This is a genomic window from Chryseobacterium sp. R2A-55, assembly GCF_021401085.1.
Taxonomy (GTDB): Bacteria; Bacteroidota; Bacteroidia; order Flavobacteriales; family Weeksellaceae; genus Kaistella.
In genome coordinates this window covers 105,448-127,534 of sequence record NZ_JACBFP010000008.1, presented here as the reverse complement: position 1 = coordinate 127,534, position 22,087 = coordinate 105,448, and the positions used below count along the sequence as shown (strand labels likewise).

Genomic DNA, 22,087 nt, shown 5'->3' with positions numbered 1-22,087 from the left:
TTCCAAAATCATGAGTAAATCAAAATATTTATATATCATCGTCTTAAGTTTTATGTTGTCAGCCTGTAATTCCGATAAAAAGGAAGAAACAGCAGTCACGGCAAATGTAGAAGTTCCGCACGATGCAAACAGCGTAGAATTTAGTGAAGCGCAGTACAAAAGTGTGGGAATGGAATTGGGAAATATAACCAATACTAATCTTTCCAATTATATCAAAGCCTCTGGAGCTATTGAAGTTCCACCGCAAAATCTGACCAGTATCACCTCTTCTTTTGGAGGTCATGTAAAATCCATGAACGTAATCGAAGGAAAATATATTGGAAAAGGAACCGTGGTGGCAACGATAGAAAATCCTGAATTTCTACAGATACAGCAGGATTACATGGAAAGCAATAGTCAGATGTCTTATTTAAGACAGGATCTTACACGCCAAAAAGAACTGGTAAAAGAAAATATTGCAGCCAGAAAATCTTTACAGCGGGCGCAAAGTGAGTATAATAGTATGTCTGCACGAGTTGCCGGATTACGGGCAAGACTTCAGGTTGCGAACATCAATCCTGCTTCTGTTGCAAGAGGTAACATATCTTCGCGCGCCAACATTTATGCACCACAAAGCGGATACGTAACAAAAGTATATACCAATATTGGAAAATATGTTGGAACTAATGAGGTTGTCGTAGATATTGCAAATACAGGTAATATGATGGTAAAAGTGCAGGTTTTTGAAAAAGATGTTGCAAAAATAAAAGTTGGTCAAATTATTCGATTTCAGGCTACTGGTGACGCCGAGGAAAAAACTGCTAAAGTTTATCTGATAGGGAAAGATATACACGGAGACAGAACTGTAGATGTTTTGGCAAGAATTCAGAATGTATCTCAAAATCTGTTGCCGGGAATGTTTGTAAATGCTATCATAGAACTTGGATCTGTGGAAACACCAGCATTGCCAGATGCGGCAATTGTAGGTTCCGGAGGTAAGAATTTTATTTTTATTTTAGAAAAAACTTTAGAAAAAACTAAAGATAAAGATGGGAAGGAAAAAGAAAAACAATATATCTTTAGGAAGGTAGAAGTGCAAACCGGTGTAAGCGAAAATGGTTTTACTGCGGTTACTTTGCCTGCAAAATTTAATGAATCCGATAAAGTAGTTTTAAAAGGGGCATATGACCTGCTTTCTAAAATGAATAATATGGAGGAAGAGGAGTAATCTTGGGATAATTTTAAAACCTTAAAACCTATTTACAAACCATTTGTTTCCATAAAAAGTTGCCAAAACTAGCATCAAAATATTTTTATGATTTCAATTTATTTATACGCCTTAATTCCAGTTGTTTCCATTTTATTGGGCGGGATTACCGGATTATTTAAAAAACCAAACGCGGGTTTTCGGAGTTCTGTGTTGCATTTTGCGGGCGGAGTGGTTTTTTCAGTTGTTGCAGTGGAACTTCTGCCGGATATTATTAAAAATCACAGGCCTATTGAAGTGGGAATTGGTTTCGGACTGGGCATCGCGACGATGTTGGCTGTAAAATATTTTTCAGAAAAATTTCAAAAAAACGCTGAAAAATCGGCAGTAAAAAATTCTTTGCCGATGGGACTTCTGGTGGCATTGGCCATCGATTTACTAATAGATGGCGTGCTTCTCGGCGTTGGTTTTGCGGCTGGAAGCACCGAAGGAATTCTGCTTTCCATCGCTTTGGCTCTCGAAATTTTTTCTCTGGGATTAGCAGTAGTTTTGGCTTGTGCTGACTTTAATTTAACAAAACAAAAAAACATGTTGATTTTGTCAGTTCTTGGCACATTGTTTTTAGCTGGTGCATTTTTGGGTATCACATTGCTAAAAGGTCTGTCACAGGAATGGTCAGAGCTGGTACTGTCTTTTGGATTGGCTGCACTGCTTTTCTTGGTTACAGAGGAACTCCTTACTGAAGCACATGAAGAAAAGGAAACCTTGGTACAGACAAGTATGTTTTTCTTTGGTTTTCTAATCTTTTTAATAATAGGAATGATAGCGTAACCAAAAAACACTCCTGTTTACAGGAGTATAATCCAGCTATAAGAGGGGGATTAGAAAAATAATTTACAGTAATCATGAAAGATTATACTAAAGAATAACATTTTACTAAATCTCACTTTGAAAATAATCAAGAATATTAAAATTTAATTACTTATAAAAATGATAAATAAAGATCCACATCACAAGCATACCTATGACAAATACGGCAAGCAGATTTGCTGTACCGAAGAAGAGAAAATTAATAACGTCGCAGATCGGCGCCTCAGAAAGCAGTTTGCTGACAAAGACTGTTGCGCAGTAGATTCAAAAGTTAATCCCGCTGCTAAAGATCACTCGGATGATGATGGGCACGACCATTCGGGAGAAGGAAAAACAACGTTCCAAATGTTTCTGCCGGCTATTATTTCATTCGTGATTCTAATGGCAGGATTGGGAATCGATTATTTGATCCCTCAATCTTGGTTCAATGATTGGTTGCGGGTTGGTTGGTATGCAGCGGCATATCTTCCGGTAGGTTTACCGGTTCTTAAAGAAGCGTTTGAAAGTATCAGGAAGGGAGATGTGTTTTCGGAGTTTTTTCTAATGTCTATTGCCACAATAGGTGCCTTTGCAATTGGTGAATATCCTGAAGGGGTAGCTGTAATGCTCTTCTATTCAGTAGGCGAAGTTTTCCAGACTTTAGCCGTTCAGCGCGCAAAAGGAAACATAGCAAAACTTCTCGATCAGCGTCCCGATGAAGTGACCATCTTGGTGGATAACCGCCCACAAACGGTAAAAGCGGCGGAAGTTGCACTGGATTCGGTTATTCAGCTGAAACCGGGAGAAAAACTGGCCCTGGATGGAATTTTGATTTCAGACAGTGCTTCGTTCAATACTTCGGCACTTACCGGTGAAAGCAAACCGGATACAAAACAGAAAAACGATATTGTTCTCGCAGGAATGATCAACCTGAACACCGTGGCACAGATAAAGGTCAATACGCTCTACAGTGATTCGAAACTCTCTAAAATTTTGGAGATGGTGCAGAATGCTACCGCACAGAAAGCACCCACAGAATTGTTTATCAGAAAATTTGCAAGGATCTATACGCCCATTGTAGTATTCCTTGCCGTGGCAATCTGCCTCTTGCCTTACTTCTTTGTAGATACATATATTTTTAGGGATTGGTTATACCGCGCCCTGATTTTTCTGGTGATCTCCTGCCCATGCGCATTGGTCATCAGCATTCCGCTCGGTTACTTTGGCGGCATTGGTGCAGCAAGCCGGAACGGAATTTTATTTAAAGGGAGCAATTTCCTCGACGTTATCGCAGACGTTAAAAATGTAGTGATGGACAAAACGGGAACCATGACGGTAGGCGTTTTTAAAGTACAGACCGTTAACATCAAGTCGGAATTTGATAAAGAGCTCATCCTGAAACTCGTAAATGTGATGGAAAATGCCTCCACCCATCCTGTAGCCACCGCCATTCATGATCATCTGGGAGAACCCGACCACAATCTGGTGCTGGAAGATGTAGAAGAAATAGCTGGACATGGCCTGAAGGGATCGTATCAGGGAAAAGAGTTGCTCGTAGGAAACTTTAAACTGATGGATAAATTCAATATCCAATATGATGTAAATCCAAACGATATTGTAGAAACATTGATTGCCATTGCTTATGAAGGAAAATTTGCGGGATACCTTACCATTGCGGATAGCATCAAAGAAGACGCTGCCGAAACTGTACAGAAACTTCAAAGTTTAGGAGTAAAAGTTACCATGTTGAGCGGTGATAAAGCAACGGTAGTCAAAGCTGTAGCAGGAAAACTGGGCATACCTAATGCTTTTGGCGATTTATTGCCGGAAGATAAAGTGAATAAAGTCAAAGAAATAAAAGCACGGAATGAAACGGTTGCATTTGTTGGCGACGGTGTCAACGATGCTCCGGTTGTAGCTTTAAGTGATGTTGGCATAGCGATGGGTGGCCTTGGGAGTGATGCCACCATTGAAACCGCTGATGTGGTAATTCAGGACGACAAACCTTCAAAAATCCCAATGGCCATTAATATTGGCAAGCAAACAAAAAAAATTGTTTGGCAGAACATCGCGTTGGCCTTTGGAGTAAAAGCAGTGGTCTTGGTATTAGGAGCAGGGGGGTTAGCCACGATGTGGGAAGCAGTCTTTGCAGATGTGGGCGTAGCATTGCTTGCCATACTAAATGCGGTAAGGATTCAGAAAATGAAATTTTAAACAAAGCGGGCTTCGGTCCGTTTTTTTTCTTTCTGGGTAAAAAATTAAGTGTTGCGTATAGACGCAGAAAAATGGTGCAAAAATCTAATAGTTGATCACATAAATCGTCAAATAAAATACTGTTTCTCCGCTGAATGATATAGCAGCATTATTCACTTTCGCCACCGCGCACAGCAATATTCCTATGTGCCGACGCACATACCGCAATGACGACCGCGTACCAGATATTCTTCGATGGTCTGAATAAGTCACCATTAAATCGAGGTCGCTTTTATACTAAAATTACCCAAATTCAACTAGTGAATTTCAGATCTACTGCTCGTTGGTCACTTAGCTAAAAAATCAGCATCAATTTTTTCCGTATTTTCTAAACTGACATTTATAGAGGAAATTCCGCAGGCTGTTGGCAGTACGTTAATAATTAATGTTGTGTAGATTTTGATGCGGGTATTTTTAGTCCCTACTTCTAAAATCAGGGACTAAATCGGGGATTGTTTAATGGTTTTTACGATGCCTTATGCTTTTATAAAATTATCTAACTTGCTTACTGTCAGTAAAATGATGACTTACATTGCTTTATTGGTTTAAATAATTACTCCCTGTGGGTCTACAAATTTTGATGGAATCCGTCTCACAACTGAGGCGGATTTTTTTTGGTTATTATTTAGGATTTTTGTATCTTTATGCTTGATAATCAGATAGTTGTTTATGAATTTCAAGCATTATAATCAAAATCAGCTGGTGCTGTTTCCTTATAGTTTTGAGGAATTGATTCCCGAAAACCACCCTGTCCGGATCGTGAATGATATTTTGGAGAAAGTGAATATTGACCCACTTCTCAAAGCCTACAGCAAAGAAGGAAATCCCAGTTATCATCCCGTGATGATGCTCAAAGTGATGGTTTTTGCGTATATGAACAATATATATTCGTCTCGAAAAATAGAAAAAGCCCTTCGGGAAAACATCAATTTTATGTGGCTTTCCAACATGAGCATCGTGGACCACAATACCGTGAACCGATTTCGGAGCAATAAGCTGGAAGCAGCCTTCAAGGATATTTTCTCGCAAGTAGTTTTGCTTTTGGCAGAGGAAGGCTTGGTGAGTTTGAGACAGGTATTTGTGGATGGAATTCCCGCTGGCAAAGTCTCCTGACTTTGTGCGATCCAACAAATAAACTTTATGCCTCATTTTTTTTATCAACAGTACAAATGAGATTTTCTAGTTTTGGAAAACGCCGGCTTCTCGAGATTGTGAAAAACATTATTTTATTGTGGGCTCAAATTCAGGAGACTTTGCAGCGGTGCAAAAAATGTAGTATATTTAAAAGAAAAAGCAAATGGCTGATTTTGCGGTTGTACTTACTTATAAAGATGTTTTTGGATATTCATCACCACATGAAATTATTGATTTATTAAAAGGCATTTCACCAGAGACTTTATTATTGACTTTGGGAAAAACAAGCGCTTCATTGTTGGCTGGAACAAATTCTTTGCAGATTTTCAACTCTTATACAAGCAGCTATACAAATCATCATTTTAGGACGGAAATCTTAAAAATTGATTTTCGGCTACGGTCGAATTCTCACAATGTTTTGTTTAATGAAAAATCCAATTTTCATTTTTTGAAAATGGTAGTTGAAAATTATGCGTTTTTAAATGAGCACACCCTGGAAGATGATTCGGAAATTCTCGAAATAAATTTTTTCAAAGTCTATTTACTGATTAATCAGGCTATTTATGATTCCAATAATAGTAATTTTCTTAAGGGAATACCTGCTGAGCATTTTTTGGAATTTGCTCAGATACTGATGATGAAGAAGACGATCGTCGAGCAGCAGGAAACAGACTTTTTTTCGGATATCCTAAAAATTAAAGCGCAGCTTCATTATTTCTTTTTAGAAGATAATGAACTCCTGAACCAATTTTACAAACTACACGGGATAACTAATCCGGACTTATGGATCTTTGAAATTTTCCGTATTTTAACATTAGCAAATAATTACAACAATAATGCTTTTTATGTAGAGGATGATCACTGGATAGCTGATTATTGTGATGGTATATTGGTTAATAAGATAATCGGGAAGACACCTGTCAATGATATTGAATTGAAGTTAAATAGTTTGTATAAAAAAGATTCCAAGTATTATGTTTTGAACTGGTCGAATTTCGGTCAGCACCTGTTTTATAAAATTACTTATCAGTTGTACGAATTGTATAAAAAGAAATATGATTCCCAACTTAAGTTCGATGCCTACCAGTCTCTGATTTCTGACAAAGTATCAGAAAAAATAGTTTTTCGTAAAGCGGTAGAAAGAAGTTTTGGAAGAAAAGGAACTTTTATAAGTTATGGTTGTGAATCTTTTTTGGGATTTCCGGATTGTTACTTAAGGTATAATAATTTCGTTTGCATATTTGAATTCAAAGATAACGAGTTGTCTAGGGAGTTTCTTAGCAATGAATCCTATCAATTTGCAAAAACCTTTATTGATGATAGATTTATCTTAAATACAGCGAACGGAAAAGAGAAGCGAAAAGGAATCTCACAACTGGTAAAAGTCATAGAATCACTGAATGAAAATATTCAAAAAGTTGATCCAATTTTATTAAGTAAATACAAAAAAACTTCAGTTGAAATTGTTCCAATCCTTGTAGTCAGCGAAAGTATGTTTTCACAGCCCGCTGTTGAATCTTACTTAACAAAAGAGTTTACGAAGATTAAACCTTCGAATACAGATTTTAGAAACATTAATGACTTAGTTATGGTAAATGTTTCAACTTTAATCCATTATTTCTTAAATGCTGAAAAACCAGATTTTCTGCCGATCCTGAAAATATATCTAGATAAGAAGAAACGGTTGACAGCTAAGGGAATGGTCCCAGATTTTCCCTCCATAGATAATATCCCTTATCGTAAAATTGAGAAAGCAAAACAGTTAGTGGAGATGGCACGAGAACTTCCGATTTGCGATATTGACTTAGACGAGCAATTACGAAAGGTGCGCGAGACACGGAATAAATAAAAATAAATTGGACATTATGTATTTTTTTTTTAAAAATTCAGACGTTCTCTCCAATGTCGAACCATTTTCAACACATTAATCTGCTCATGCGAAATTTTCAATATTTTCGACATAACTATTTTCTAATGTCGAACATTTCAACATCTCTAAATCCAGCAGATATTCCACAGGAACTTAAGCAAACCCTGAAGTAAATGGTCACCGTCGTATCTTGGTCAAAATTAAAGATTAACATATGAAAAATCTTATGATCAACGAAAGCGAATGGGGAGATAAGTTTAAAATTCGCTACAACGGAAGAAACGAAAAAGGTCAAATATTGATTCGGGTAAAAAATCTGTCCAAACCGGAACTTCCGGAATTCCTAAGTTCAATCAAGAAAAAATTTTACCTTCACGACAGAATTCATGCACTCCGTATGGCAAAATTGCGATTCCTAGTGGAAATTGTCGAACAGCCTGCACCACAAAAAGATCAATCGGATACTTTATATTTCTTAGGACCAGGTTATAATCCACTTATTCCATGGAAATTAACATTCTGAAACCAAGAAAATGAATCAGTCACATTGATAATCTTCCATTTTACTAACTGGTAACTTACCACCTTTTTGAATCACTTTTGCAATAAATCGATCGCAGCGTTCAGAATCAAAGAGTCCATTTTTTAATGCTTCGCAAAGAAAATTCATGGTGGTAAGATATTCCACTTTATGCAGTTCACAGTAATTTTTAATGTCAGAAAGGTTGCTGCTGGCGATAATGTTTTGGCTGTATCTCGCCACTGCTAGACACGCACTTTCACCATCTCCTTTAAACAGTTTATTTTTAATGTAGAAATACTCTTTTTTGATGTCTTGATTGTTTTCCGGAAACTTTTCAAATTCAATAATTTTGAAATTCAACAGGTTGTCAACTTCTGTTTTCTTCTTAGGAAACCGCTCCAGTTCTGCATAAACCTTATCAAGTACTTTAATCTTATTCGGGAAAATACTTCCCAAAGCATGAATTTCCCCACCTTGTATAAAGTGGGAAATAACATCGGCGTCAATCAGGATGATTTTAGCAGTCTTCTTCGCCATACGATAGGTTTTCTAACTCCTTTTCATTCATTCCCAAATCAATTAGCAGACTGTAAAAATGACTTTCAGAAATTTTTTCCTTACTGTACAATTCATTGGCAAGTTCACCATAATTGCCTAAAACAAGGTTTTTATTTCCCGATTCATAAAGATCAAGAGAGTAGCCATTGAGAATAGCTCCCTTTTTTACATTGATGCGGTATTTTTCATACAATGTACTGGTAATCAACTTGAGCTCTTTGAGACGGTAAAGTAACGCCGATCTTGAACAGGAGAAATACTGTTCTATTTTCAGAATCGTCTGAAGGGAAATTTTGTCTTTCACGGTTTCCTCGTCTGGAATAAGCGCTTTTACCCCATTCTCCGGCAACAAAAGAATGGAAGCGAATACATCAGCATTATATTCCTCTCCACCTTTCTTATCAAACGTACCGGTATGGCAAGTCATAAAATCAAATCCAGCCTGAATATAAAGATGATAAAGTTCGTGTGCAATGGTAAAATGCTGCTTTCCTAAGCTATGGGTGTTGTTAACAAGGATCAGCCGGTTGGTAATCGAGTCTTCTTCTAATTTAATGGCCATCCCCGAAAACTTTTCACCTAATGGTCGGTAAACAGTGATTACATTCAGCTTCTTTAACAGACTTTTAAATTTTATCGGATCATCACTTCCAATTCCATTAACAGTTCTGAATTTAGTGGCTTCTTTTTCCAGTACGATACTATTCATTTGCCAACGCTTTTTGCATTTTTAAATAATTGGTGGCAATTTTTTTAAATGAAGCGATTGAAGTCAGGTCCTCATTAGTCAGGTTTTCTGCACGGAAAGCAAAAGCAAGATTGGTTTTCAAAAGCATTTCATTCTCCTCATACAAATCATATTCATCTACCGAATACAATGCGGCGAGTTTGGTTAATTTTTCACTGGGAATGGTTCTTGTACCACCCTCATAGTAACTGAGTTCAACACGGTTGATACCCAGGTAATCTGCAACAGCCTGCTGAGTGTAACCCAATGTTTCGCGCAATGCCTTAATGTTTTTGCCAATTATCTTGTCCATATCTGTTACTTTAATGTTACAAAGTTAATACATTATTCCGTAAGCAGTATAAATGTAACATTAAGGGATTTGAAATTGTTTTTCTAATAACAGGATTAATTACGGAAATCTGCGCTCGGCCACAGCAAATAACATAATGGCAATTGCAGCCGATTTGCCGGCGCGAACCCCTGTCCTCCATTGACAAAAAGTGCAGTATTTCCATTTAAAAGGACTCGCAGGACACTTCGGAGAGCGGGGATGATGAAAATATTGTATTTTTATAAAACAGTTGCAGGATTTCTCAGTGAAGATTCTTTTTCAATTTGTGGGGCATGAATAAGAATGATTTGCGGCTGCATAAACAACTGCGCCGTTACATGCGGCTATATAATGAAAACGAATATTTTTGCCCCGGTTTTAATTCACTAAACGGACTTATTATGAAAAGAAAAATCAGCAGAAAAGAATTTAAGGAACTTGATTCTGATGCGAAATGGGTGATTATCCGGCAAATCTTGCATTCGGAATATGCTGATGAGCCAAACAGTATCATTCTTAAGGTTCCGAGACGGGTTAATAACGGGATCTCTGACGAGGAGGCACAAATGGATGCTTTGCTGAAAACACTGGAGACCAAAATATTTTCTGAAAACGCCGTGCTGGAGTATGATGATGAGGTCTGAAACTTACCGGTTTTTGCGCAGCGTTTTAAACCGGCAAAAATATAGACCTCCTGCGATCAGCGTTTGAAATCTGGATGAAATCTTCAGCGCCGTCCCTTGCGCAGAAAAAGCGATCTCTTTTCTAAATCTCAGCGCAGCATAATCGAAGTGAAAATGCAGGTTTCACCGATCATTGCGAACGAAGTTCAGAAGAATTTCTAAAATTAGCATGATTTACACTCGATGACTTCCAAATGTTCAACGGAATAATCCCTCAGAATTTCATTCAGTAAATCTTTGGTCAGATCGGAACTTCCCAGTAATACCGTTCTGAAAATTTCAGTTCTGTCCTCCGGGGTCAGCTGATTGAGTTTTTCGGTATTGCGGAAAAACTTCATGAAGGCTTGCGGGGTTATGTTTTCAGTGGTTTTCACTATCAATTGATCTTTTTCTTGATTCAGGGCGGTTTTTATTTTCAGCATCAGATTACGGCTTTAGTGTTCACATTTTCCGGTGACGCGCTGGATCTTTGGGGTATATGCAGAGGCCCGTGATTCTGGGCTTCATGGTTTCGTGTTTTTGGCTGCACAAAGTTTGGAAATCCCAATATTGGAGGTCTTTCGGTAGGCGGATAGAATAGCGGTGTAAATAACCGTGCGATATAATCCCGCGGGAACGGGGTAGTAGTATTTCTATTTTTTTTCCGTTTCTAAAATCATATTTAAAAATGATGTCGGTTGTAGGAAGTAGTTTGGGTTTTCTTCCAGTTTTTCCTTTATCAGAATTAGTCCTCCGTTGGTGTAAGATTCCATTGTTTTAATCAACAATTTTACCGCATCATCTTCATCCAAATCTCCTTTTTCAAGGGCTAGTAAGTCAATGTCTGTTTTTGCTAATAGTGCAATAAACATATTTTCTTGCAAGTTGGTAAAGTCCTTACGTGTTAATACTGTCGTCTTGCTACCCCAATGCTGAATATGGTGGCTAAAATCTGTTTTCTTTTCTCCGTCAGGAATTGGAGCAAATTCATTGTTGTAAAGTCCTAAGAAAAAAGCATAGGTGTATAATTCATAGTTGGTACTGAAATGTTTACCCAGATTGATTTTCTTCTCACCTTCTGCACCAAACTTTTGAGAAAGTGAAGTAAATAAGTCTTTATGAGTCTCACTGTATTTTGGAATTCTAGTTTTCCATTTTTCAAATAAATTCTTCATCTTACAATGTAATTACTTGTGAGTTAATTGTTTTCAAGTTGTTTGGATCAAAAGGTCTTTCTAATTTCACCCAAAATGCCTTGTCTCTTCTAACATTCTCAAATTCTTTTTTGATGGAAAGCGTTTTTGTTGCTTTGTCTGTGTGCAGAAAATCTTTGATAAGTAGAATTTTCTGATTTTCGGTTTCAAAAATCAAGTTCAAAAATTGAGCTGTTTTGTTTTCTCCAAACGATGAAGTCGGAGCATCAAAAATCATTGGAAAATTTTCTTCTTTAATTTCTGATGCCAATTCAGAAATTGCAAATAAGATTGAAATATGCATTGAAGTTAACAATGATTGGTTTGGCTTATAGAAAGTCCTGCCATCTTCTTGCAATTCTACTTCTACTATAGTACGATTTACCTTGTTTCTTCTTGTAAAGACAATTGTACCAGTGAAAGCATCAATGTTGATGGTCTTGAAAAAGTTGTTTGATTTTGTTTGAAGCTTCTCAATAAATTCATCAAATTTCTTCTCCTTGGTATCTATAAAAATAATTTCAATGTCACGCAAGATGTTTCTTGTCTTAATCAAGAAAGAGTTAGCTGAACTTGTATCAATTTTATCTTTTTCTTCCTTCTTTGCTTTTAATTCAGATTCAAGACTTTTCAATTTTGTTGTATAGTCCACTTGGTCTTGATTCCGATTTTTAAGGTCTCTTTGCCAAGCATTGTAATTTTTTAGTACATCACTTAATTTCTCAGCACCAATACTTGAATTGCCTAATATTTTTTCTCTTTCTGTTTTTTCTTTTTCTAATTGTTCATTCAGCTCTTCAATGTCTTTTTTGCGGTCATCATTAAATTCAAATAGTTCTTTGATTTTTGTTCTTATTAATCTAAGATTTTTAAGGTTGTCTTCGTGGCTAATACTCAAGTTATCAAGCCTATTTGTATAATCATATTTAAAAAGAGGTTCGTCTTTATCGGGTTCATTTTCTTCTGTAACTTGACTTTCTAAATAGGTTTTCAGTCTTTTCATCATAAACTCGTAAGCATCAGAACCCTTTTTAGCTTCACGATTGCACACTTTACAAATTTCATCTTTCAACATTTCTTCCATAATTGCTTTTGAAGGAATGTTATTAGGAAGCGGAATAGCATTATTTAATAATTCTGCTTTTGCTTTTTTCTCTCCCTCTATAATCCCTTTTTGTTTGTCAAAAGCCGATTGAAGTTCTCTTCTTGTTTTGCTATGTGCGGATACTTTTTCTGCAAACTCCTTATGGAATGATTCAAAATTTACTAAAATCCAATTTTCGTCAAATAGGGAAGTAGTGTAGTTTTCATCTATTCTGCCTGCTAAATATGAAATTCTTTCTTCAATGTCCTTAATTCGCTTGTTAAGCGTTTCTAAAGCATCTGCGTTGCTAACGTGACTTTCTGCTAATTGTAAATTGCCTTCAATTTTTCTGATTTCTTCTTCCGTGGAATTCAAATGAACAAGATACTTTGCTTTCTCTCTCTCCAAATAAATAATATCCCCTGCAAGCTTTTTATAAAGTGCTTCATTCTTTTTATCAAGCTTTGAAGAATCTTCTACTGCTTTTTCTGCTTTCTCTCGTAAAAAAGCTCCCTTTTCAGAATATTTATCGTAATGCTTCGCTTCTGAGAATAGATTTATAAGGTTTGCTAATGCACTATCACTTTCAAAAATATTAAGTTCCGCTTCACCTTTGAACATTGAATACTTTCTGATTTGAAAAGGGAATATTCTGTCCAAAAGAGCTTGACCATCCACTTGAGTTCTTTCACCAGCACTATTTTCAGAAATGCCTTCAATCATAAAACTTGAAGTCGAACATTCATTTGCTTTTTCCTTTTTTGCAAGAAAAGATTTTGTGATGATACTTTTCTCTCCATATTGTTCTACGGTCATTGAAATCCTTACACGAAAACTATCACCGATTTCTGTTTCATTTAGTTTTTTTGCAGAAACCAGCATATCTAATTCTCTATTCTCACCATTGAAAAGCCAATCAACCGCTTCAAAGAATTTTGTTTTACCCTCTCCGTTTTCACCAAGGATAATGTTTAAACCTTCCGATAATTCAAAAGTATTGGTATCGTAATAACAGAGGTAATTATCAATTTGTATTTTTCTGATTATCATAAAGCCTCATTTAAAAATTGAGTAACTTGATTTCGCAACACAGAATCTGTAACTTGGGAAGTACCGTCCAAACCTTCTACTATCAATGCAATTGCTTTGACAATAGGTTTATCAGAGTTTAATGCTTCTCTCACGGTTTTTGGCAGAACTTCCTGTTTAAGCTCATACTTGTTTTCAAGTAGCTCGTGGGTTAAAAAACTTTTAAGTATATCGTCTTTTCTTGCCATAAGATTAATTTTATAAATCGTTAAGGTTTAGGTTGTAGTAGTCCAAAATGTTTTTCAGCGTTTCGTAGGTGTCCGTTTTGTTCATTGCCAGATTAGCAAAGTCAACTACTCGCTCCAATTCTTTTTTTACAAGCCCTTTTTCCATATCAAAAGTGCTTTCATCTGAAACTTCCGGCACAACTACTAAATCGTGAATGGTTGCGTGAATTTTATCTTTGTGCAATCGCAAAACTCTTCCTCTTCTTTGGATAAATTGTCTTGGATTACCAGTACTTGCACAAAATATCGCAAGTTCAGAACGTGGAACATCCACACCTTCATCCAAACATTTCATTGAGGTTAAAACGTGAATATTACTTTGTTCAAAGTTCTTTAAGATTTCCTCTCGGTTAGTAGAATTTGCAGTAAATTGTTTGACCATTACAGAATCATCTGTTTGGCTTACTGCTTTCGTATATTCGTTAATCAACTTGTTTTCATCCTCTGTTTCAACGCTAAAATCCGATTCGTCAAAAATTGATTCTATGCCTTCTGGCACATATACCAAAGTGTATTTTAAATTTTTACGTTTGACAAATTCATTTTTAAGAATGGCTTTGAAGGCTTCTAATTTATTGGCTGCCTTGTGTATGATTCGTTTTCTTTCGAGCAGTTTTTTCTCTATTTCAGGAGTGCTTCTGAAAGTACCTGTTTCTTTATCGAACAATCCCATTCGCAATAGTTGAAGAGAAAGTTCCTTGTACTTCTCCATCTCTTGGTCTGTGAGCTTTACAATATGCGGATAGTAAGTATAATTACAAAGCCATCCAATTTTTAAGGCTTCCTCCATTGAATAGGAAACAATGTATGGTGGCTCATCATTAAAAAACTCTTGAATGGCTTGATTTCCTACTTCGTCAAATTTTCTATGTGGAGTTGCAGACAATCCAATTCGTTTTTCAAGATGTATGTTTGGTAGCAATCTTAAAAGTCCTTGAGAACCTAAATTATGCGTTTCATCAGCAATTAAAATCGTGTCTTTAGGAAGCTGGGTAAAGTAGCTTTGAAACTTTGGTCTTGGTAAAGAAGCATAAGTAACAATGACGATATATGAGGTATCAATTAGTTTTGAAGCGGTATTGAAAAACGCAAGATTATTATCCCAATTCTCTTTTGAACTGACTGTGATGATGTTTTTAAAATTAAACTTGGCACACTCTTTTTTCCATTGTTCAACTAAGGCTGTTGTTGGTACGGTTATAATAGCTCTATAAATTCCTGTTTTCTTGTATTCATTCAATAGGCAGTTTAGGGAAGTTATTGTTTTACCTGTACCTGTTGCCATTGCAAACAATCCTTTGTAATTATTGGCTACCCAACTGTTGTAAGCATTAATCTGATATTCTCTCGGACCTTCTGAATAGGGGAATTTTGGCGTTCGTCTAATAATCTCAATTTCACTAAAAAGCTTGGTAATTGTTTTTTTGAGCTTAGGGTTTGAAATCAAACTCTGTTTCTTTTTTAGAAGTTGTTCTTCCTGAACAAGTAATTCATTGATGTCTTTCTTTCCAAATCTGTCTTTTAGAACGACTTCAATGTCACTAACAGGGATATATTCAACATCTTCATCCTTTTCAGCGAAATAGTCATCAATGAGTTTAAGTTGCTTTTTAATCAGTTTGTTTGACCTGCCATTTTCCCAACTCAAAAATGCTTCCAGTTGTTCTATATTTTCAGAAAGACCATAATAGGTAAAGTTGCAAGATGCTTGATAGCCTACTGCATCTTGACCATCACTAAAAACGCCTGATTTGTAATGGGCTATTCCTTTTCCGTTTTTGGGTTTGATAACCTTTATTTCAATGCGTTTTTCAGCTATTAAATATGCCAAACATTCAAAAAAGTGTGTATCGTATTCATCAAGTACTCTTCCTAGCGAAACAATATCCGTTAAATCAAATACTCTTATTTCATTGGGATTATCTTCTACTCGGGAAATTGCTTCTTTATCCTTAGCCGAAAGCAAATGATTGATAACCATTTTCATTTTCCCACCTTTACTGATAAAAGTGGCAAAGCCAACAGAAAGCAAGTTGATAGCGGATGAACTGTAATAACCTAACAATAAACTAAACTCATTGCTATTGGCTAATCCGTCCAAATAGAATTGCAGGGGTTCGTTTTCTGAACATTAATTATTTTGTAAATTTGTGACTCTAATGCATTCACAATATGACAAATTCAGAAAGATTTCCAGAAGCTTGGAAAGTTTATATTGACTGTGTCCGAAAATGGGAAGAAATGGATTTTTCGGAATACCCAGAAGGTTGGAAGTATGGGATTCCTAACCCACAAGACTATTCAGAATATTTATATTCAAATTGTCCAGGTAAGCTATTTATGAAATTCAAAAATCTCTTTTACGGAAGAACTGAATTGTTTGATTTTAAAAAATCTTTATGGAAACTTGAATTGATGGAAGGAAGGATTTCTGAAAAACTATATCAATCGAATATTGATTTCATTGATGATTTATAAGATTATTTTTCAATGCTGATTTGTGTTGGGAAATAAGCTCTTTTATTCTCTCTGCTTTTGTTTTGTTTGATGCTACAAAATTGAAATCCGAATCAAGGAACAAATCAATTACTTGATTATCATCCCAATAATATTTCATTTGATTTACCATTTCTAAAATCAATAAATCTTTAAAATCTGATTTGTCAAAAGACATTATTATTGTGTTTGTATTTTCCATAATATTTTAAGTTAAGACTAGACCAATGTAATCAATGGGTTGATTGTCAGGTTTGAAAAAAGGATTTTTTAAGGCAAATTTCACTGCATCTGCCTTGCTCATATGAACTTTAGTAATATCTGAACTTTCAGAATCCAAAAAAGAAATCCATTTTGGTAATCTAAAATCTTCTTGTTTAACGATTATCCTACCATTAAACCACCATTCGTTTACTTCAATTTGAACTGGTTTTCTATTTCCGAAAACATCTTTCATAATCAATATTTTTGCCTTTTAGGAATTACACCTCTCACACCACCTCTCGGTTCTTCAACATCTCCATCATATCTTGGAATCAAATGAATATGTACGTGATGAACAGTTTGACCTGCTTTTTCACCGATATTTATGCCAATGTTAAACCCATCTGGATTGAATTTTTCTGAAACAATTTCTTTTACTCTGTTCAACATAAAAATACAAGCAGCTTGTTCTTTGAATGATAAGTCGAAATAATCGGAACAATGTTTTTTGGGAATAACTAAGGCGTGACCACGATTAACTGGAAATTTATCGTAAATAGCATAAGCAGTTGCGGATTCAACAATAAGTTCCCTTTCTGAATCAGGATTGCAAAAAGGACAATCTACCTTTTCAGTTCTTTTTGTTTGGTTGTAGTGTTGATATTCGTAAATCTCACAATTTTCATTTCTGAAAAATGATTTTGAATTTAGAATCACATTGCATTGATAAGTTTTTTTTTGATGAATTTTATGGGTTCTAAATCCCTCAAATTGCAAATCTCTTCTTACTGCTATGTATACTTTTCCAGTTGGTTTGATGAGTTGTGACAATTCCATTAAAACAGTTGCTTGTTCTTCAGGTAAAAGAACATTCAAAACGTAAAAGCAAATTATTGTGTCAAACTTTTTACTCGGATAATCTGGAAAATGAAATTTGTCGTAGCCGTCAATATTTATTCCTTGTGCTTTTAGCAATTTAACATCACTTCCATAACCGCAACCAAAGTCCAAAACATCACCAACTATTAAATTTTTATTAAGCAATATTTTTGCAGGAAAAGAGAGTGTATCTCTTTCCTTTGCGGTTAAGTGGCTATTTGGATTTGATTTTAAATTTTCCATCCCTCAAAACCTCTATTTTCAATTAAATAATTACAACTGTTTTGTAATTGCGAAATGCCGATATTTTTCCAAGAATCAAATGAATGATTACCTAAAAGTGCAACTTGAATCTCCTTCTGAAATCGTTTAGATTGACTTTCAAATATGATTTCCCAATAATCAAGAATAAGATTTTTTTGCCTGTCAATAATTTCTGGTGTTGGTATTTTATCTCGCTTTTGGTTGTTAATTCTTGAGTCTGAAGGAAGCAAGTTCCAAAGGTCGTTGTTTTTCCATACAGAGAAAGGAATCAAATGGTCAATATCGTAGTTTACAATTTTTCTGCCTGTCCAAACACAATAAACATTACCTTCTTTTTGAAGAATATCTTTATAAAGCTTTTTCGATTCCTTAATATCTCTCAAAGTAATAGGGCTCTTTAAAACTTCATTAAGGACTTTATGAACAGAAAGATTATTTCCAGACGCATTCACTGAAAATTCCGCCCATTTAAACAGAATAGAATGTTGCCCATTGATGAAACTACCCAATATTTTAAATGCTTCATAGTATTCAAAAGGAATAGAGAATGTTCCGAAGTCTTTGATTAAAGTTTCAATGTCAATTGTTGAACTTCTTCTGATTGTTTGACTTTCATAATTGAATATGGAGTAAAATTCGTTAGATATAGAACGCCCGATATACTTCATTGGCATTTTAGTAATCGTATCTCTAAGTTTTTTTGCTAGTTCAAAAAAATCACTTTGCAAATCTTCAGGTATTCCTTTATTTTTTAAATCGTTGTAAAATGCAGAAAACCCACCACGAGCTTCATAATCAAAAATTAGTTTACTTAACTGATTGCTAAAAGCTAGATTAGTTTCACCATTTATTTGCGGGATTGAGGTCTGAGATTGCAAAATCGGATAATAGTACATCAACCATTTTTCAATAAGAAGTCCAGTCGGTATTTGAACACGGTTTTCTAAAAATGATATATATGGTGAATTATCTTGAATAATATCAATTACACCACGTAAGAGTGCAAACTTGTAAGTTGTTGTTTTGCTATCTCTTTCAATGATTTTGCTGATATTATAAAAGACTTCGTTGTTCATTCGCTTTTCAATAAACTACTTCTTCATTAAGATATAAATACGACTGAGGAGGAAGCACATTAAAATCCTCTTTTAAAGACATAGGCTTCTTATATCTCTTTGTATTTTTAATTTTTATGGCGTGAGCTACTAACCTATTTTCAAAATACTCGTGAAAATACATTTCTGAAATTCCAGAGTATTTCTTTGTTAATTCCCAGATCTCATCTGGAGACGAGCTAAGTATATCATCTATCTCAAATTCACCAATAACTTGTTGAACTGGAGACGATGCATAAACAACTACAGTTCTTATATCTGGATTTTTAAATATAACTTTTCGAAACTCATATTTTTTTTCGCCATCAAATATTTTGAAAGCAAACTCTGGTTTAATCGATAATAAAACTTTCATCACTTTTTGTTGCTTTTAAAATGTTATTAAATTGTTCTTTTGTTATTTTTTTAAAACCTCTTGGAGGGTCATTTACTCCTGCCAAGACTTTTAAGTCTATAAGCTCTTTCATATTTATTCTGTGTGGAAAAGAATAAACATACAAGAATCTAACTACAAAAGGCTTAGATTTTTTGTAACGCCACATTTCTCGAAGTTGGTCTTCTGGAAAAACGCTGCTTTTTCTGCAATATAAAATGAAATCATCTTCATTGTCAAAGTCGTATTTCACTTCTTGCACAACTCCGATAGTAGAAACAACGCTTTTGTAATACCCGCCAGTTCTATAAAAGACTAAAACATCTCCCATTTTTGGGTGAGGTTCAAAAGCCCAAGAAACATACACCTTGTTTATTCCATTCCTGTGTGGAAAATCTTCAGTAAATTCCTGTGGAGATTCATTATTCAAAATAGAATCAGGCAATAACTCAGTATGATAATCTGGGTATATTGGCACAATAAAGCACTCCTCGTTTTTAGAGACAAAAGGATAGGTTTGTTTCAAATTATTCTTGTCAAATTTCAAACTGAAATCTCTAACATAAACAAGTTCCTCATTTTTATTACCCCACAAAACAAAGCCCCATTGTTCCAATAAGTCAATTAATCTTCGCTGTTCATCCCTCTTGTCATATATCGTTACATATATTTCTTCAACCTTGTTTTTTAGTGCGTTATCAAAAATGATTTTCATAAATCGCTCTCCTAAGCGAAATCCATTGTTGATGACCTTAAATGTTCCAACTTTCAATCTTCTTTTTGGGTTAAAAGAAGGGCTTATATCTAAATACTTTTCATCCTGATCTTCGACCTTAAGATATAGAAATGACAATAGCAAACCATTATTTGAGTTTATTGTAATATAGGCTTCCTCATCATACTTCTTAATAAACCATTTGTCAAAACCGATATAATCTTCTTTGAGACTTGTAAAAAAATCATCTTCAAGATTTATCCTGCCAAATTTCAACTTCTGGACATTAAGAACCTTATAATTTACTAAATCAGGGTGTTCAGCAAAGGTCTTTTCAAGGAAAGAATCTATTGTAAAAACCTTGTCATCTATCCCTAATTCTTTGGCTTTCTTTCGTATCTTTTTATCCTCGGTAATCAAAATATCTACCCGACCAACAAAGACCTCATTTAATAGCTGTGTATCGTTTTTATCATTTTCATTAACATCTATTTTTTCTGAAACAGCTTTAACCTCTGCTTGTAAAGGAGAAGGAATTTCAATTTGTTCGTAACTGTCTAATTTTATCTGAAAAGTTTCAACTGCTTGCTGATTTTTGTATTTCTCAATTTCAGAGATAGTTAAAGAGTGAACACACTTTATGTATTTTGCTCGCTCCAACCAGCGGTATAAAATACCAACATCTTGGTTGATAACCCTTGATGCTTCTCTATGAATGATGATATTTGTGTCGAGTAATGCTTTCATAGTTTATCTCAATTTGTTTTTCATCCAATCTATTGTTTTTTTCCAGTTGCTTTGAAGCGATGGAAAAATGAAATATATGAATGTTAGAGTAGCCAATCCAAATGCAAAAAATATTTCAATCGGTAAATTCGACCAAACCTGTGAAAACAATAGTTCGGGGTTGAATGATTTTCTATATGCTGGTATAAAAAGTAAAATACCACAAATGATATTTATGAGAATTGCTAATGCAAACTGACCTGTTCCAATTCTTTCCATTGAATAAATAGAAAAAAATGAGAATGACTCCGCATTTTGCTTTTTATTAAAAACTACAATTAGTTCATCTTTTTTAACTCGTTTGTCTCCTAAAAATTTATTGAACGAATCATACTCTAAAGTCCTTACATTCTTCAAGGAAAAGTTATCAAAGAATACAATATCATATTTATTAGGTACGATGTTGAACGAAAAACAAGTTTTTATTTCACACAATTGTTTATCAATGAAATATGAAACTTTGTCATCGGGAATGTTTCTGCGTTCGTTAACCTTAATATCATAAATGATCGTGGATTTATTTATTCCTTTTTTTCTCATTGAGATATAAGGTGCAGATGGCTTAATCCAGAATCGAAAATATATGTTTGGCTTTGATTTTTGTTCATATTCTTGATAAGGTTGAAGATTTAAAGTAGCTGAAACTAAATTATTCTCCTTGATTTCAACCGTTGCAGGTAAAATACAAAGTTCATTTCTTCCACTAAATTTATGAATAACACCTGATTTATTTCTTCCTCCGTCTAATGAAACCGTGTTGATAACGGAATCATTAAAAATAAAACGACTATTTTCAGTAATACTCAATTTTTCATATAAATCTTTTGTTTCACAAGCTTTTGAAACCCAAGGGATAAAAAGAGAAATAGTTAGACTATTGTCTTTTATCGAGTCTTTAGATATTTCAAAACCAAACTCAACTAATGAGCTGTTATTATTAAACTCCCACGTACAAATATGAAACCGCTCTAATTGAACGGGATTATTTTTATCTGTAAATATGAAAAAAGAGTTTTCCATTATCAATGCTAATTAGTTTTTTATCATTTCCCGAAGTGAAACCAAAATATTTGAATAATCATCATTCTTCCCAATATGTAAAGGGATATTCAAAACCTGTGATAAAACTTTTGCATAAGCTAACTCGCTATTTTGCAAACGCTCCAAAAGTTCGTATTCGTATGGCTTATTATCCCTTGTCTCAAGTCGTTTTTTAATTTCTTTTACATCTCCCAAAATCAGAACAAGTGCTATCGGTTTAATTTGATTAAACGTATCTAATGAGATTTTTTCAACTTCATTGTTTTTGTTAAGCAAGCAATAATGACCGTCTAATAAGTAATTCTTATCTTCTTGGAGTGCATTTTTTAAGCCTGTGATAAGCCTGTTTTGTGTAAGGGGAACATCTTCAACTTTTTTATTCTTTACATCTTCATTTATATCTTCCCATTTTAAAACTTCACTTGCCGATAAATATTCTATATTCAGTTCACGGCAAACGTGTTGGCAAATTGTACTTTTACCAACTCCGTGAATACCTCCTATGAAAACAACATTATTAAGCAT

Annotated in this window: 24 protein-coding genes; 8 read left to right on the top strand and 16 right to left on the bottom strand. The window is 34.7% G+C overall.

Features of this window, described 5'->3' with window-relative positions:
- Positions 1–10: 10 nt before the first annotated feature.
- From L0951_RS10110 to L0951_RS10085, 6 genes are all read left to right on the top strand, one after another.
- Positions 11–1,207: an efflux RND transporter periplasmic adaptor subunit gene (locus L0951_RS10110; RefSeq protein ID WP_234111113.1), complete on the top strand. Its 1,197-nt coding sequence runs from the start codon at positions 11–13 to the stop codon at positions 1,205–1,207.
- 87 nt (positions 1,208–1,294) lie between these two features.
- Positions 1,295–2,017 carry a ZIP family metal transporter gene (locus L0951_RS10105; protein WP_234111111.1) on the top strand — a complete coding sequence of 241 codons (723 nt, stop codon included), beginning with the start codon at positions 1,295–1,297 and terminating at the stop codon, positions 2,015–2,017.
- A gap of 159 nt (positions 2,018–2,176) precedes the next feature.
- Positions 2,177–4,249, top strand: a complete 2,073-nt coding sequence (locus L0951_RS10100; protein ID WP_234111110.1) for a heavy metal translocating P-type ATPase — start codon at positions 2,177–2,179, stop codon at positions 4,247–4,249.
- A gap of 708 nt (positions 4,250–4,957) precedes the next feature.
- Positions 4,958–5,401: a transposase gene (locus L0951_RS10095; protein ID WP_234111109.1), complete on the top strand. Its 444-nt coding sequence runs from the start codon at positions 4,958–4,960 to the stop codon at positions 5,399–5,401.
- Positions 5,402–5,585: 184 nt separating this feature from the next.
- Positions 5,586–7,271: a hypothetical protein gene (locus L0951_RS10090; RefSeq protein ID WP_234111108.1), complete on the top strand. Its 1,686-nt coding sequence runs from the start codon at positions 5,586–5,588 to the stop codon at positions 7,269–7,271.
- A 235-nt stretch (positions 7,272–7,506) separates the two neighbouring features.
- Positions 7,507–7,815 (top strand): hypothetical protein, encoded by a 309-nt coding sequence (locus tag L0951_RS10085; protein ID WP_234111107.1) that lies wholly within the window; start codon positions 7,507–7,509, stop codon positions 7,813–7,815.
- Between the two features lie 15 nt (positions 7,816–7,830).
- On the opposite strand, the gene L0951_RS10080 is transcribed toward L0951_RS10085, so the two are convergent.
- The 3 genes from L0951_RS10080 to L0951_RS10070 are packed head-to-tail and all read right to left on the bottom strand — an operon-like array spanning position 7,831 to position 9,413.
- Positions 7,831–8,352, bottom strand: coding sequence for a hypothetical protein (locus L0951_RS10080; protein ID WP_234111106.1), 522 nt, complete (start codon positions 8,350–8,352; stop codon positions 7,831–7,833).
- On the bottom strand, positions 8,333–9,082 hold the full coding sequence (locus tag L0951_RS10075; protein ID WP_234111105.1) for an ImmA/IrrE family metallo-endopeptidase: 750 nt from the start codon (positions 9,080–9,082) through the stop codon (positions 8,333–8,335). The genes L0951_RS10080 and L0951_RS10075 overlap by 20 nt, the downstream gene beginning before the upstream one ends.
- Positions 9,075–9,413 carry a helix-turn-helix domain-containing protein gene (locus tag L0951_RS10070; RefSeq protein ID WP_234111104.1) on the bottom strand — a complete coding sequence of 113 codons (339 nt, stop codon included), beginning with the start codon at positions 9,411–9,413 and terminating at the stop codon, positions 9,075–9,077. Before L0951_RS10070 ends, L0951_RS10075 begins: the two co-directional genes overlap by 8 nt.
- Before the next feature lie 422 nt (positions 9,414–9,835).
- On the opposite strand from L0951_RS10070, the gene L0951_RS10065 reads away from it, so the two are divergent.
- Positions 9,836–10,078 carry a hypothetical protein gene (locus L0951_RS10065; protein ID WP_234111103.1) on the top strand — a complete coding sequence of 81 codons (243 nt, stop codon included), beginning with the start codon at positions 9,836–9,838 and terminating at the stop codon, positions 10,076–10,078.
- 203 nt (positions 10,079–10,281) lie between these two features.
- On the opposite strand, the gene L0951_RS10060 is transcribed toward L0951_RS10065, so the two are convergent.
- The 5 genes from L0951_RS10060 to L0951_RS10040 all read right to left on the bottom strand — a co-directional run bounded on the left by L0951_RS10060 (position 10,282) and on the right by L0951_RS10040 (position 15,790).
- Positions 10,282–10,539, bottom strand: a complete 258-nt coding sequence (locus L0951_RS10060) for a hypothetical protein (RefSeq protein WP_234111102.1) — start codon at positions 10,537–10,539, stop codon at positions 10,282–10,284.
- A gap of 210 nt (positions 10,540–10,749) precedes the next feature.
- Complete coding sequence (locus L0951_RS10055) at positions 10,750–11,271, bottom strand: hypothetical protein (RefSeq protein WP_234111101.1); 522 nt, start codon at positions 11,269–11,271, stop codon at positions 10,750–10,752.
- 1 nt (position 11,272) lies between these two features.
- Positions 11,273–13,423 (bottom strand): AAA family ATPase, encoded by a 2,151-nt coding sequence (locus L0951_RS10050; protein WP_234111100.1) that lies wholly within the window; start codon positions 13,421–13,423, stop codon positions 11,273–11,275.
- Positions 13,420–13,650, bottom strand: a complete 231-nt coding sequence (locus L0951_RS10045; protein ID WP_234111099.1) for a hypothetical protein — start codon at positions 13,648–13,650, stop codon at positions 13,420–13,422. Before L0951_RS10045 ends, L0951_RS10050 begins: the two co-directional genes overlap by 4 nt.
- Before the next feature lie 10 nt (positions 13,651–13,660).
- Positions 13,661–15,790, bottom strand: coding sequence for a DEAD/DEAH box helicase family protein (locus L0951_RS10040; RefSeq protein ID WP_234111098.1), 2,130 nt, complete (start codon positions 15,788–15,790; stop codon positions 13,661–13,663).
- 71 nt (positions 15,791–15,861) lie between these two features.
- Between L0951_RS10040 and L0951_RS10035 the strand changes: the two genes are divergently transcribed.
- Entirely contained in the window at positions 15,862–16,167 is a 306-nt protein-coding gene (locus L0951_RS10035; protein WP_234111097.1) for a hypothetical protein, read from the top strand.
- Here L0951_RS10035 and L0951_RS10030 read toward each other — a convergent pair.
- From L0951_RS10030 to L0951_RS09995, 8 genes are read right to left on the bottom strand one after another with little or no spacing between them, the layout of a single operon-like run.
- Positions 16,151–16,387 (bottom strand): hypothetical protein, encoded by a 237-nt coding sequence (locus tag L0951_RS10030; protein WP_234111096.1) that lies wholly within the window; start codon positions 16,385–16,387, stop codon positions 16,151–16,153. The two genes, L0951_RS10035 and L0951_RS10030, sit on opposite strands and share 17 nt — an antisense overlap.
- 6 nt (positions 16,388–16,393) lie before the next feature.
- A complete protein-coding gene (locus L0951_RS10025) occupies positions 16,394–16,642 on the bottom strand; it encodes a hypothetical protein (RefSeq protein WP_234111095.1) in 249 nt (82 codons plus the stop codon).
- 2 nt (positions 16,643–16,644) lie between these two features.
- On the bottom strand, positions 16,645–17,511 hold the full coding sequence (locus tag L0951_RS10020; RefSeq protein ID WP_234111094.1) for an HIT family protein: 867 nt from the start codon (positions 17,509–17,511) through the stop codon (positions 16,645–16,647).
- Complete coding sequence (locus tag L0951_RS10015) at positions 17,499–18,608, bottom strand: HNH endonuclease domain-containing protein (RefSeq protein ID WP_234111093.1); 1,110 nt, start codon at positions 18,606–18,608, stop codon at positions 17,499–17,501. The genes L0951_RS10020 and L0951_RS10015 overlap by 13 nt, the downstream gene beginning before the upstream one ends.
- A 7-nt stretch (positions 18,609–18,615) precedes the next feature.
- Positions 18,616–19,002, bottom strand: coding sequence for a hypothetical protein (locus L0951_RS10010; RefSeq protein WP_234111092.1), 387 nt, complete (start codon positions 19,000–19,002; stop codon positions 18,616–18,618).
- Positions 18,980–20,482, bottom strand: coding sequence for a hypothetical protein (locus L0951_RS10005; RefSeq protein WP_234111091.1), 1,503 nt, complete (start codon positions 20,480–20,482; stop codon positions 18,980–18,982). Before L0951_RS10005 ends, L0951_RS10010 begins: the two co-directional genes overlap by 23 nt.
- 3 nt (positions 20,483–20,485) lie before the next feature.
- Entirely contained in the window at positions 20,486–21,541 is a 1,056-nt protein-coding gene (locus tag L0951_RS10000) for a hypothetical protein (RefSeq protein ID WP_234111090.1), read from the bottom strand.
- Between the two features lie 12 nt (positions 21,542–21,553).
- Positions 21,554–22,087, bottom strand: coding sequence for an ATP-binding protein (locus L0951_RS09995; protein ID WP_234111089.1), 534 nt, complete (start codon positions 22,085–22,087; stop codon positions 21,554–21,556).